Raw genomic sequence first — 12,277 nt, forward strand, 5'->3', positions numbered from 1 at the left:
GCTCGCTGCGCTCGCTCACCCGGCGACGGTAGAGTCGCGCGGCGTAGTCGAGGTGAACGTCGGGTGGCGGGCAGATGGCCAGGCCCGGTGTGTGATGCTGTCGCTGATGAGCGAGCCCACTGAATCCCGCCGAGAGCGTGCCGCCCGGCGGGCCGGAGAGTTTCCGCCTGCCCCCGAGCCGCTGCCCCGGCCGGTGCTGGACAGCCACACCCACCTGGACATCACCGTCAGCGAGGCCGGCGTGCCCGGCGGCGGGCCATCCGACGACCCGGTGGGCACGGCGATCGCGCTGGCCACCAAGGTCGGCGTGGACCGGCTGGTCCAGGTGGGCGTGGATGTCGCCTCCTCACGGTGGGGCGCGGACGCCGCCGACCGGTACCCTGCGGTGCTGGCCACCGTCGCGCTGCACCCCAACGAGGCGCCCCGCCTCACCGACCTCGACGAGGCGCTGCGGCAGATCGAGTCGTTGGCCGCCCGCGACCGGGTCCGGGGGATCGGCGAGACCGGGATGGACTTCTTCCGGACCGGCGACGACGGGCGTGCCGCGCAGGAGCACAGCTTCCGGGCGCACATCGCCATCGCCAAGCGGTACGGCAAGGCGCTGGTCATCCACGACCGGGACGCGCACGCGGACGTGCTGCGGATCCTCGACGACGAGGGCGCTCCCGACCGGGTGGTGCTGCACTGCTTCTCCGGTGACGCCGACTTCGCCCGCGAGTGCGTCCGCCGGGGCTACCTGCTCAGCTTCGCCGGCACCGTCACCTTCGGCAGCGCCACCGCGCTGCGCGAGGCCGCAGCACTCACCCCGGTCGACCAGATCCTGGTGGAGACCGACGCCCCGTACCTCACCCCGACGCCGCACCGCGGCCGGCCGAACGCCTCGTACCTGATCCCGCTGACCGTCCGCGCGCTCGCCGCGACCACCGGCAGTGACCTGGACGAGCTGTGCGCGGCCATCTCCGCCACCGGCGACCGTGCCTTCGGGTCGTGGTGAGACCGGGCCGGCGGTCGGCGCCGACGTCGCCGCTACGCTGCCAGGCATGACCGGTCTCCTCGGCCCGGCGGAGATCCGGGAACTCGCCGCCCGGCTGGGCGTCGCGCCCACCAAGAAGCTGGGCCAGAACTTCGTGCACGACCCGAACACCGTGCGCCGGATCGTCACGGCCGCCGGGCTGACCCCCGACGACGTGGCCCTGGAGGTGGGCCCCGGCCTCGGTTCGCTGACCCTGGGGCTGCTGCCGGTCGCCGGGCACGTGCACGCCGTGGAGATCGACCCGGTGCTCGCCGGGGCGCTGCCGGAGACCGCCGCGCGACACGCCGGGGCGGACGCCGACCGGCTCACCGTGCACCGCGCGGACGCCCTGCGTATCCACGCCGCCGAGCTGGCCGATCCACCGCCGACCGCGCTGGTCGCGAACCTGCCCTACAACGTGGCAGTGCCCGTGGTGCTGCACCTGCTCGCCGTGCTGCCCACCCTGCGGCACGGCCTGGTCATGGTGCAGAAGGAGGTCGCCGACCGGCTGGTCGCCGGTCCCGGCTCCAAGGTGTACGGCATCCCGTCGGTCAAGCTTGCCTGGTACGCCCACGCCCGGGGCGCCGGCAAGGTGCCTCCGAACGTGTTCTGGCCGGTGCCCAACGTCGACTCCGGTCTGGTCGCCTTCACCTGCCACGAACCGCCCCGAACCGACGTACCCCGGGAACGGGTCTTCGCCGTGGTCGACGCGGCGTTCGCGCAGCGGCGCAAGACGCTGCGCGCCGCGCTCGCCGGTTGGGCCGGCAGCGCGGACCGTGCCGCCGCCGCGCTCACCGCGGCCGGCGTCGACCCCGGCGCCCGGGGGGAGTCACTGACCGTCGAGCAGTTCGCCGCCATCGCCGCGTCGGCTCCGGTCGGTACGCCGGCCGCGAAGTAGGCTGACGCCCGTGCCCGCCGAGGACGCCGAGGAGCAGATTGTGGCCAACCCCTTCGACATCCGCCTGCGCGTACGGGACCTCACCCCGTGACCGAGGCCTGGCGACCGGACGGCGAGGACGAGCGACGCGGGTCCATCGGGCCGGTGAAGGTCCGGGTGCCCGCGAAGGTCAATCTGCACCTCGGGGTGGGCCCGTTGCGCCGCGACGGCTACCACGAGCTGAACACGATCTACCACGCCATCTCGATCTACGACGAGCTGACGGCCCGTCGGGGTGACACCCTCGCCCTGACCATGGAGGGTGAGGGCACCGGCGAGCTGGCCCTGGACGACACCAACCTGGTGATCCGCGCGGCGCACGCCCTCGCCGGGTACGCGGGCGTCCTGCCACACGCTCGGCTGCACCTGCGCAAGCAGATCCCGCTCGCCGGTGGGTTGGCCGGCGGCAGCGCCGACGCCGCCGCCGCTCTGGTGGCCTGCGACGCGCTCTGGGGCACCGGGCTGTCCCGCGACGAGCTGGCCGGGATCGCCGCCGACCTCGGCTCCGACGTGCCGTTCCTGATCTACGGTGGCACCGCGTTGGGCACCGGCCGGGGCGAGGCGATCAGCCCCGTGCTGGCCCGCCCGACCTCCTGGCACTGGGTGGTGGCGATCGCCGACGGGGGCCTCTCCACTCCGGCCGCGTACCGCGAGTTGGACCGGCTGCGCGACTCCGGCGCCGCCGGCACCCCGCTGGGCTCCACCGACGCGTTGCTGGGCGCGCTGCGTCAGCGCGACCCCCGGGTGCTCGCCCGGACGCTCGGCAACGATCTTCAGGACGCCGCGCTGGCCATGCGCCCGGCGCTGGCCGACACCCTCAAGGCCGGCGAGGCGGCCGGCGCGCTCACCGGGATCGTCTCCGGTTCCGGCCCGACCTGTGTGTTCCTCACCGCCGACGCGGCCGACGCGGAGCGGATCGCCGCCGAGCTGAACGCCGCTGGTGTGTGCCGGGAGGCGCGGGTCGCGCACGGCCCGGTCGTCGGCGCCCGCGTCGGCTGACGGGTCGTCCCACCCGGCCTGCGGGCGCGCGGCGCGGGTGTCCGGGGCGTCCGCGTACCCTTGAGGCAGGCGTCCAGGTGCCCGCCGGCACCGGGACGCCTTGATCATGAAGGGTGGAACGTGGCGAACATCGTCAATCTGGACCGGGTCTCCAAGGGGTACGGCGCCGCCGGGCGGCTGCTCACGGACGTCTCGCTCGGTCTGGACGACGCCGACCGGATCGGCGTGGTCGGCCTCAACGGCGCCGGCAAGTCCACCCTGCTGCGGCTGCTCACCAAGCAGGAGGACCCCGACGACGGCCGGGTGACCCACCGCCGCGACCTGCGCGCGCTCTGGCTGCCGCAGCAGCTCACGCTCGCCCCCGACGCCACCGTCCGGGACGTCGTGCTCGGCACCGCCTGGCTCAACGAGGGCATGGGCGCCGAGCACGAGTGGGCCGGCGACGCCGGCGTCCGCGGCATCCTCGACGGCCTCGGCATGCCGCACCTCGGCCTCGACCAGCCGGTCGGCCCGATGTCCGGTGGCGAACGCCGCCGGGTGGCGCTCGCCGCGCTGCTCGTCCGCGACTCCGACCTGCTCATCCTCGACGAGCCCACCAACCACCTCGACGTCGGCGGTGTCGACTGGCTGGCCCGGCACCTGGTCGGCCGCAAGGGCGCCCTGGTCGTGGTCACCCACGACCGGTGGTTCCTGGACGCGGTCTGCACCAGCACCTGGGAGGTCGCCGACCAGACCGTTCGCGCCTACGAGGGTGGATTCGCCGCCTGGACCCTCGCCCGCGCCGAGCGCGAGCGCGTCGCCGCCGCCACCGAGGCCCGCCGGCAGAACCTGCTCCGCAAGGAGATCGCCTGGCTGCGCCGTGGCCCGCCGGCCCGGACGTCCAAGCCCCAGTTCCGCATCGACGCCGCGAACGCGTTGATCGCCGACGTGCCGCCGGCGCGGGACACCATGTCCCTGCAGCGTATGGCCACCTCGCGGCTCGGCAAGCAGGTGTACGACCTGGAGAACGTCGAGCTGCACGCCGGCCCCAAGGAGATCCTGCGCGACGTCACCTGGCTGGTCGGCCCCGGTGACCGGATCGCCATCCTCGGTGCCAACGGCGCCGGCAAGACCACGCTGTTGCGGATGCTCGCCGGCATCACCCGTCCCGACGGTGGCCGCCTCGGGACCGGCTCCACCGTGCGGCCCGCGTTCCTCTCCCAGGAGCTCACCGAGCTGCCCGGGCACCTGCGGGTGCTGGAAGCCGTCGAGGAGGTCGCCCGCCGGGTCCAGCTCGGTGACCGGGAGGTCTCCGCCGCGCAGCTCGCCGAGGTGTTCGGCTTCGACGACCGCCGACTCTGGACCCCGGTCAGTGACCTCTCCGGTGGGGAGCGCCGCCGGTTGCAGATGCTGCGGCTGCTCGCCGGCGAGCCCAACGTGCTGCTCTTCGACGAGCCCACCAACGACCTCGACACCGACACCCTCGCCTCGCTGGAGGACCTGCTCGACTCGTGGCCCGGCACGATCATCGTGGCGAGCCACGACCGCTACCTGATCGAGCGGGTCACCGACACGGCGTACGGGATGTTCGGCGACGGTCGCCTGGTGCACCTGCCGGGCGGGGTGGACGAGTACCTTGCCCGGACGGCCGAGCGGGCCGGCTCCGCCCCCCGGGTCGGCGTGAACCCGACCGCCGCGCCCACCGGCCCGAGCGCGGGTGGCATGTCCGCTGCCGAGGTCCGTCAGGCCCGCAAGGAGCTGAGCCGGCTGGAACGGCAGCTCGGCAAACTCGACCAGCGCGAGACGACGCTGCTCGGTCAGCTCGCGGCGGACGCCACCGACTATGCCCGGGTGGCCGAGTTGGACACACAGCTCAAGGATCTGCGCGCCGAGCGGGAGCGGATCGAGGAGAGCTGGATGACCCTCGCCGAGGACCTGCCGGAGAGCTGACCGGGCCGGGCACGCCGGGCGAGGACCGTGTGCGGCGTCACACCGCCACATGCGAGACAATCGTCGGTGACACCTACCCCACGGCGTTGGAGACACAGACATGGCACACACCCCCGTCAACCACCCCGCGCGGCCGATCTACCGGGCGATCGGCGGGCTGACCGGTCTGTACCTGGTGGTCTTCGGTGTGCTCGGCATCATCGCGAGCATGGGCGACGAGATCCTCGCGCAGGACGACACCCGGGTCCTCGGTCAGGGCACCAACCTCGGCTTCTCGCTGCTCAGCGTGCTGCTCGGGATCATCGTGCTGGTCGGCACGGCCCTCGGCCGCAACATCGACGTGGCGATCAACCAGTGGCTGGCGTACGCCCTGATGGTGATCGGCCTGGCTGGTCTCGCGTTCATCCGGACCGACGCCAACATCTTCAACTTCAGCATCACCACCGTGGTCGTGGTGCTGGCGGCGTCCCTGGTGCTGCTGATGGTCGGCATGTACGGCAAGGTCGGGTCCGAGGATGAGGCGGAGGCGTTCCAGAAGGCTCGTCTCGTTCTCTGAGCTTTCCCTGGTTGCGGTGGTGGTTTTCGCCGGAGCCCGAGCTGCTCCGGGCGGTCAGGCTTGATCCCTGCGCAGCTCGGTCTCCGGCGAAAACCTGACCTGGTCCAGCCTTTGGCGGACCCTTTCCGGCTTTGTGGTTCTTCGGACAGTCACCTCTGCCTTGGGTGACAATCCTCCTGAAACGGTCTAACTCGGGTGGACGGGGTCAGGAGCATGCCGCACTTTCCGGTGAACCATCCGGCACGGCCGCTCTACCGGGTCCTGTCCGGTCTGATCGGCGTCTACATCCTGGTCTTCGGCGTCTGGGGCGTCGCGGAGACGATCGGTGACCCGCTCTTCGCCCGGACCAGCACCTGGGCCCTCGGACTCCGGACCAACCTGGCCTTCTCGCTCGCCTCGGTGATCTTCGGTGTCGTCCTGATCATCGGGGCGTCGCGGCGCAGCAACCTCGGCCACTACATGAACCTCATCGCCGGTGTCGTGTTCCTGGTGACCAGCATCCTGATGATGTCCGTGCTCCAGACCGAGGCGAACTTCCTCAACTTCTCGATGTCGACAGTGGTGGTGTCGATGCTGTTCGGCCTGATCCTGCTCGGCACCGGCCTGTACGACAAGATCGGCCCACCGGAGCACGCGGAGGCGGAGCTGGAGCGCCGCAGAACACCCGGTGGCCGACGCGCACCGCCGCTGATCGGGCTCAACGGCGCCGGCCGTTCATCGGGCTCAGCGGCGCCGGCTGGTGATCAGCGTCGGCTTCGCCTCCAGGTGCGACAACCCGTTCCAGGCCAGGTTGACCAGGTGCGCTGCCACCGTCTCCTTGCGCGGCTTGCGGACCTCCAGCCACCAGCGCCCGGTCAGTGCCACCATGCCGACCAGCGCCTGCGAGTACAGCTCGGCGAGCTTCGGGTCGTACCCCCGGCTCTTGAACTCGGCGCCCAGGATGTGCTCGACCTGGTGGGCCACGTCGTTCATCACGCTGCTGAAGTTGGCAGTGCCGGCCATCAGCGGCGACTCGCGGACCAGCACCCGGAAGCCGCTGGCGTCCTCCTCGATGTAGCCCAGCAGGGCCAACGCCGCCTGCTCCAGGAGCTCTCGGGGGTGCCCGGCGGTCAACGCCGTGGTGATCCGGTCCAGCAGGGCGCGGACCTCGCGGTCCACCACCACCGCGTACAGGCCTTCCTTGCCGCCGAAGTGCTCGTATACCACCGGCTTGGAGACCTTGGCGCGGGCCGCCACCTCCTCGATCGAGGTGGCGTCGAACCCGCGCTCGGCGAAGAGCTGCCGGCCGGTCGCGATCAACTGCTCCCGCCGCTGGGCCGCCGACATGCGGACCCGGGAGGCGGGTTTGGCCTTGGGTGCCGCGGCCGGGGCCGGCGGCGTCACCCGTCGGCCGCCGGCACCGGCAGCATCGCCGTCACTGACCTCGGGCATGTCGCCGCCTCGCTGGCGCTCGGTGACGCCCTGCCGTGGAATGGTGCCTCCGCTGTGCCCGTTCACGTCGTCGCCTCACTGTCGGGCGGTGCGACCGCCCTGCCGCGCCGTCCGACCGTACCCGGATCGGGCCCGGCTCCCCGTCTGCCGAGCCGTCCGGTCCCCCCGCGTGGCTCGGTCACCCGGCCATCCTGCCAGGCGGCATGTCGGAGCACCGCCCGGTTTTAGTGGGGTGCGACCGGCTTCACCAGCTTCGCGGCGAGGCGCTCCGGCTTTGGCCAGCGCACCTGCGTCGCGGCGCCGACCTTCTCGAACAGCCAGATCACCCGGGCGGAGATGTCCACCTGACCCCGCAGGACACCGTGCCGGGCGCTGGTCGGGTCGGCGTGGTGCAGGTTGTGCCAGCTCTCGCCGAACGACAGGATCGCCAGCGGCCAGAAGTTGGATGCGCGGTCGCCCTGGCGCATCGCGAACGGGCGCTCGCCGTAGACGTGGCAGACCGAGTTGATCGCCCACGTGACGTGGTGCAGCAGACCGATCCGGACCAGCCCGGCCCAGAAGAACGCGGTCAGCGCGCCCTGCCACGACCAGGTCACCAGGCCGCCGATCAGCGCGGGGCCGAGCAGCGAGACGGCCACCAGCGCAGGGAAGAGCTTGTCGACCCGGCTGATGTCGCGGTCGGCGATGAGGTCCGGAGCGAAGCGCGCACGGTTGGACAGCTCCCGGCGGAACAGCCAGCCCACGTGTGCGTGGAACAGGCCTCGGGTCAACGCCCAGAAGCTGGTGCCGAAGCGCCACGGCGAGTGCGGGTCGCCCTCCATGTCGGAGAACGCGTGGTGTCGGCGGTGGTCGGCGACCCACTGGATGATCTCGCCCTGCACCGCCAGGGAACCGGCGACCGCCAGCGACACCCGCAGCCACCGCTTGGCCTTGAACGAGCCGTGGGTGAAGTAGCGGTGGAACCCGACGGTGATGCCGAGCCCGGAGACGACATACCAGACCAGGCCGATGACCACGTCGGTCCAGCCCAGCCAGCCACCCCAGGCCACCGGCACGGCGACCAGCAGGGCGACGAAGGGGATCACCACGAAAGCCCAGAGGGCGGCCAGGATGCCGGTGGACTGGCTGCCGTCGGTGAGTGGCTTGGGGCCGGATCCGGCGGTGTTGGGATCGAGCAGAGCAGTGGACATGGGACCTCGCAGGGGGATGGTTACGATCACAAAGCTACGCCTACGTCACCGTAACTTACGGCACCGTAGATCGCACGAGGAAGTTCGAAAGCTCCTCACGTGGCCGTCGAAAGCCGCAGGTCAGGTGCCGTCGGGCCGAGTGGGGCGGCGTCGTCCACCGACGCGACTCGCGTGCGCTGTCCCGGCACCCGCGAATCCCCGACATCCGGGGAACCGGGTTGATCAGCGCGCCCCCGTCGCAGGCTCTCACCCCGCGCTCCCGCGTCGCTCCCGCTCTGCGGCGGGATGAGCGATGGCGTCCGACGGCAGGGACGCTAAGGTGTAGCGGCGGGATGTTCATCCCCCTGATGCGACGTGCTCGCGTCGCTGATCGGCCGTGGTGTAATTGGCAACACCCGGGTCTTTGGTACCCGTATTTCAGGTTCGAACCCTGGCGGCCGAGCTGCCCATCTACGTCCTGTTTAAGGGCTGGTGGGGGTAAGAGGAAGACAGGCCGGGCCTCGCGGTTAGCATGACCGCGAGAGTGTCCGCCGTCCCGACGGGAGCCACGTCGTGCCCCAGCCCCACCTTCGTACCGTCGTCGTTCTCGCCGCCGGTGAGGGCAAGCGGATGAAGTCGACACTGCCCAAGGTGCTGCACCCGCTGCTCGGTCGGACGCTGCTCGGTCACGTGCTGAGCGCCGCCGCGCCGCTGGCCGCGGACCGCACAGTCGTCGTGGTGGGGCACGGCGCCGACCAGGTCCGGGCCCACCTGGGCGAGGTCGCCCCGGACGCCACGCCGGTGCTCCAGGCCGAGCAACTCGGCACCGGGCACGCCGTGCGGATCGCCCTGGACGCCGTCCCGGACGGCGCCGGCACCGTCGTGGTGATCAACGGGGACGTGCCACTGCTGCGACCCGAGACGGTGGGCGCGCTGGTGACCGCGCACGAGCAGGCCGCCGCGGCAGCCACAGTGCTGGCCGCCGAGGTGCCCGACCCGACCGGGCTCGGTCGGATCGTCCGAGACGCCGACGGCCGCCTGGAGCAGATCGTCGAGGAGCGCGACGCCGACGCGACGCAGCGTGCGATCCGGGAGATCAACGCCGGCATCTACGCGTTCGACGCGGTACGGCTGCGCGAGGCGCTGAGCAAGCTCTCCACCGACAACGACCAGGGCGAGGAATACCTGACCGACGTCTTCGGCCTGCTCCGGTCGGTCGGTGAGCCGGTCGCGGTGCACATGGCCGACGACCACGTCGAGACGTTGGGCTGCAACGACCGGGTGGAGCTGGCGACGCTGCGCCGGCTGCTGCGCGACCGGGTCAACGAGGCGTGGATGCGTACCGGGGTGAGCCTGCTCGACCCCGCGACCACCTGGATCGACGTGACGGTGGCTCTGGACCGCGACGCGGTGGTCGACCAGAACACCCAGCTGCGCGGCGGCACCGTGGTCGGCGAGGGCGCATTGATCGGGCCGGACGTCACGCTGGTCGACACGATCGTGGGCCCCGACGCATCGGTGGTCCGCAGCCACGCCGTCGGCGCCGAGATCGGCGCGGGCGCGAGCGTCGGGCCGTACGCGTACCTGCGGCCGGCGGCCCGGCTGGCCGAGAAGGCGAAGGTCGGCACGTTCGTCGAGGTGAAGAACTCGCAGATCGGCGCCGGCTCGAAGGTGCCGCACCTGACCTACGTGGGCGACGCGACGATCGGCGAGCAGACCAACATCGGCGCCGCGTCGGTCTTCGTGAACTACGACGGCGTCAACAAGTACCGGACCGTGATCGGCAGCCACGCGCGCACCGGTGCGGACAACATGTTCGTGGCGCCGGTCGAGGTCGGTGACGGGGCGTACACCGCCGCCGGCTCGGTGATCGTCGACGACGTCCCGGCAGGCGCGATGGGTGTGGCGCGCGCACGTCAGCGCAACATCGAGGGCTGGGTCGTGAAGCGTCGCGCCGGCACGGCTGCGGCCGAGGCGGCGCAGCGGGCCCAGGACGCGAAGGGCGCGCAGCCGAACGGCGACGCGAAGGGTGCGTCGGCTGCACCCGGCACCGCAAGCGACAGTGAGGCAATCCACGGGGTGACCGAGACGGTGGGCGGCGCATCCGGCACGGGAGATACTGCAACCGAATAGTCCCCGACCCACCACCACCGGGTCGGGTACCGCCGACAAAACGGGAGCAGACGGGCCCATGGGCAGCATCGTCGCCGAAAACCGCAAAAGCCTGATGCTCTTTTCCGGACGTGGCTTTCCGGAGTTGGCCAAGGAGATCGGCGAGGTGCTCGGCGTCGCGCCGACCCCGGCCGACGCGTACGAGTTCGCCAACGGCGAGATCTTCGTACGGTTCAAGGACTCGGTGCGTGGTTCGGACGCCTTCGTGGTGCAGTCCGTCACGCACGGGGTGAACACCTGGGTCATGGAAACCCTGATCATGGTGGACGCGCTGAAGCGGGGGTCGGCCAAGCGGATCACCGTGGTGCTGCCGTTCTACCCGTACGCGCGGCAGGACAAGAAGCACCGGGGTCGGGAGCCGATCTCGGCCCGGCTGGTGGCGGACCTGCTGAAGACCGCGGGCGCGAACCGCATCCTCACCGTCGACCTGCACACCGCACAGATCCAGGGCTTCTTCGACGGCCCGGTGGACCACCTCTTCGCCATGGACATCCTGGCCGAGTACGTGGAGCACAAGTACGCCGGCCGGCCGATGACCGTGGTGGCCCCAGACTCGGGCCGGGTGCGGGTGGCCGAGCGCTGGACCGACCGGCTGGGCGGCTGCCCGCTGGCGTTCATCCACAAGACCCGTGACCCGATGAAGCCGAACCAGGTCGTTGCGAACCGGGTGGTCGGCGAGGTCGAGGGCCGGGTCTGCCTGATCGTCGACGACATGATCGACACCGGTGGCACGATCGCCAAGGCCGCCGACATCCTGAAGGAGTCGGGGGCGGCGGAGATCGTGGTCGCGTCCACCCACGCGCTGCTGTCCGACCCGGCCACGGAGCGGCTGAAGAACAGCTCGATCAGCGAGATCGTGGTGACCAACACCCTGCCGCTTCCGCCGGAGAAGCAGTTGGACAAGCTGACCGTGCTGTCGATCGCGCCCCTGCTGGCGCGGGCGATCCGGGAGGTCTTCGACGACGGCTCGGTGACGACCCTCTTCGGCGGCCTGAGCTGAGCATCGCGCGTCGGTGAGCCCCGCTTCCGCCACTCGCCGCGCCGGTGGGAGCGGGGCTGTCAAACTGGTGGAAACGGGGCCGGCGCGCTGGTGGGAGCACCACCGGCGCGCCGGTCTGGAGCCGTGAACGGGGACTGCCGGAAACCCTGGAAACAGCTCGGGTAGACTGGTGCGGTTGCCACGGCGAGGGTGCCCGGCGGGCCGCTGAAAAGCGCCGCACGGAGGCACCGTCATCGACGCGGTGCTCCGGGCAGTCGTTCATGACGCATGAGCCCCAGCGAGCCCCTCGCCCCAGCACCGCAAGACGACAAGCCGCCGCAGCGAAAAGCATCAGGAGTTTCCCCGTGTCCGAGGTAAAGATCAGCGCCGAGCCCCGCACCGAGTTCGGCAAGGGTGGTGCCCGCCGTACCCGCCGGGCCGGCAAGGTGCCCGCAGTGCTGTACGGCCACGGCGAGAAGCCACAGCACATCTCGCTGCCGTCCCGGGAGTTCGCCGCCGCGATCCGCAAGGGCGGTGCCAACCAGCTCTTCGCTATCGACATCACCGACGGCACCCAGGTGCTCGCGCTGCCGAAGGCGATCCAGCGGGACCCGATCCGAGACACCTTCGAGCACGTCGACCTGATCCTGGTTCGTCGGGGCGAGCAGGTCACCGTCGACGTTCCGGTTCAGCTGACCGGCGAGGCCGCACGGGACACCCTGATCGTGCACGACCACGACACCCTCTCGGTGACCGCCGACGCCACCAAGGTTCCGGACCACCTCGAGGCCTCGATCGACGGCTTGGAGGCGGGCACCCTGGTGACCGCCGGTGACGTCAAGCTGCCGGCCGGCGTCGAGCTGGCCGTCGACTCGGACCTGACCGTCGCGTCGATCACCGCCGCCCCCACCGCCGAGCAGCTCGAGGCGACGCTGCCCGAGGTCGAGGTTGCCACCGACGAGGCCGAGGCCGAGGTCGGCGAGACCACCGAGGGCTCCGAGGGCGCGGACACCGCTGCCGAGACCACCGAGGCGCGCACCGAGGCCTGATCGGTTCGTACTGTGCGACAGGCGTCCCCGGATGTTCGGGGGCG

General features: G+C 71.4%; 10 protein-coding genes, 1 tRNA gene and 1 pseudogene. 10 read left to right on the forward strand and 2 right to left on the reverse strand.

The window, feature by feature from the left end; genetic code table 11:
- Positions 1 to 94: 94 nt before the first annotated feature.
- The 6 genes and pseudogenes from AC3CF1_RS23125 (at position 95) to AC3CF1_RS23150 (ending at position 6,124) form a co-directional block, all read left to right on the forward strand.
- Positions 95 to 994, forward strand: coding sequence for a TatD family hydrolase (locus AC3CF1_RS23125; protein WP_488451250.1), 900 nt, complete (start codon positions 95 to 97; stop codon positions 992 to 994).
- 46 nt (positions 995 to 1,040) lie between these two features.
- On the forward strand, positions 1,041 to 1,910 hold the full coding sequence (rsmA, locus tag AC3CF1_RS23130; protein WP_099850378.1) for a 16S rRNA (adenine(1518)-N(6)/adenine(1519)-N(6))-dimethyltransferase RsmA: 870 nt from the start codon (positions 1,041 to 1,043) through the stop codon (positions 1,908 to 1,910).
- An 87-nt stretch (positions 1,911 to 1,997) separates the two neighbouring features.
- On the forward strand, positions 1,998 to 2,948 hold the full coding sequence (locus AC3CF1_RS23135) for a 4-(cytidine 5'-diphospho)-2-C-methyl-D-erythritol kinase (protein ID WP_354983615.1): 951 nt from the start codon (positions 1,998 to 2,000) through the stop codon (positions 2,946 to 2,948).
- Between the two features lie 120 nt (positions 2,949 to 3,068).
- Positions 3,069 to 4,877: an ABC-F family ATP-binding cassette domain-containing protein gene (locus AC3CF1_RS23140; RefSeq protein WP_488451251.1), complete on the forward strand. Its 1,809-nt coding sequence runs from the start codon at positions 3,069 to 3,071 to the stop codon at positions 4,875 to 4,877.
- 100 nt (positions 4,878 to 4,977) lie between these two features.
- A complete protein-coding gene (locus tag AC3CF1_RS23145; RefSeq protein ID WP_088951422.1) occupies positions 4,978 to 5,433 on the forward strand; it encodes a DUF4383 domain-containing protein in 456 nt (151 codons plus the stop codon).
- 213 nt (positions 5,434 to 5,646) lie between these two features.
- Positions 5,647 to 6,124 (forward strand): annotated as a pseudogene (locus AC3CF1_RS23150) (DUF4383 domain-containing protein).
- Positions 6,125 to 6,156: 32 nt separating this feature from the next.
- On the opposite strand, the gene AC3CF1_RS23155 reads toward AC3CF1_RS23150, so the two are convergent.
- Both AC3CF1_RS23155 and AC3CF1_RS23160 read right to left on the reverse strand, forming a co-directional pair.
- Positions 6,157 to 6,864: a TetR family transcriptional regulator gene (locus AC3CF1_RS23155; RefSeq protein WP_354983633.1), complete on the reverse strand. Its 708-nt coding sequence runs from the start codon at positions 6,862 to 6,864 to the stop codon at positions 6,157 to 6,159.
- A 224-nt stretch (positions 6,865 to 7,088) separates the two neighbouring features.
- Positions 7,089 to 8,054 carry an acyl-CoA desaturase gene (locus tag AC3CF1_RS23160; protein ID WP_088951424.1) on the reverse strand — a complete coding sequence of 322 codons (966 nt, stop codon included), beginning with the start codon at positions 8,052 to 8,054 and terminating at the stop codon, positions 7,089 to 7,091.
- A 370-nt stretch (positions 8,055 to 8,424) separates the two neighbouring features.
- Between AC3CF1_RS23160 and AC3CF1_RS23165 the strand changes: the two genes are divergently transcribed.
- From AC3CF1_RS23165 to AC3CF1_RS23180, 4 genes are all read left to right on the forward strand, one after another.
- Positions 8,425 to 8,496 (forward strand) — tRNA-Gln (locus AC3CF1_RS23165).
- A 110-nt stretch (positions 8,497 to 8,606) separates the two neighbouring features.
- Entirely contained in the window at positions 8,607 to 10,166 is a 1,560-nt protein-coding gene (gene glmU, locus AC3CF1_RS23170) for a bifunctional UDP-N-acetylglucosamine diphosphorylase/glucosamine-1-phosphate N-acetyltransferase GlmU (RefSeq protein WP_354983616.1), read from the forward strand.
- A 58-nt stretch (positions 10,167 to 10,224) separates the two neighbouring features.
- Complete coding sequence (locus AC3CF1_RS23175) at positions 10,225 to 11,205, forward strand: ribose-phosphate diphosphokinase (RefSeq protein ID WP_030329105.1); 981 nt, start codon at positions 10,225 to 10,227, stop codon at positions 11,203 to 11,205.
- A 344-nt stretch (positions 11,206 to 11,549) separates the two neighbouring features.
- Positions 11,550 to 12,233 carry a 50S ribosomal protein L25/general stress protein Ctc gene (locus AC3CF1_RS23180; RefSeq protein ID WP_099850390.1) on the forward strand — a complete coding sequence of 228 codons (684 nt, stop codon included), beginning with the start codon at positions 11,550 to 11,552 and terminating at the stop codon, positions 12,231 to 12,233.
- The last annotated feature ends 44 nt before the right edge of the window (positions 12,234 to 12,277 follow it).

The organism is Micromonospora sp. MGP-C2 (genome assembly GCF_057766525.1).

What these genes read in the sequence shown, in the direction of transcription:
- AC3CF1_RS23125 (WP_488451250.1), top strand. Translation starts at nt 95, where the DNA reads ATGCTGTCGCTGATGAGCGAGCCCACTGAATCCCGCCGAGAGCGTGCC.
- rsmA (WP_099850378.1), top strand. Translation starts at nt 1,041, where the DNA reads ATGACCGGTCTCCTCGGCCCGGCGGAGATCCGGGAACTCGCCGCCCGG.
- AC3CF1_RS23145 (WP_088951422.1), top strand. Translation starts at nt 4,978, where the DNA reads ATGGCACACACCCCCGTCAACCACCCCGCGCGGCCGATCTACCGGGCG.
- AC3CF1_RS23155 (WP_354983633.1), bottom strand. Translation starts at nt 6,864, where the DNA reads ATGCCCGAGGTCAGTGACGGCGATGCTGCCGGTGCCGGCGGCCGACGG.
- AC3CF1_RS23160 (WP_088951424.1), bottom strand. Translation starts at nt 8,054, where the DNA reads ATGTCCACTGCTCTGCTCGATCCCAACACCGCCGGATCCGGCCCCAAG.
- AC3CF1_RS23175 (WP_030329105.1), top strand. Translation starts at nt 10,225, where the DNA reads ATGGGCAGCATCGTCGCCGAAAACCGCAAAAGCCTGATGCTCTTTTCC.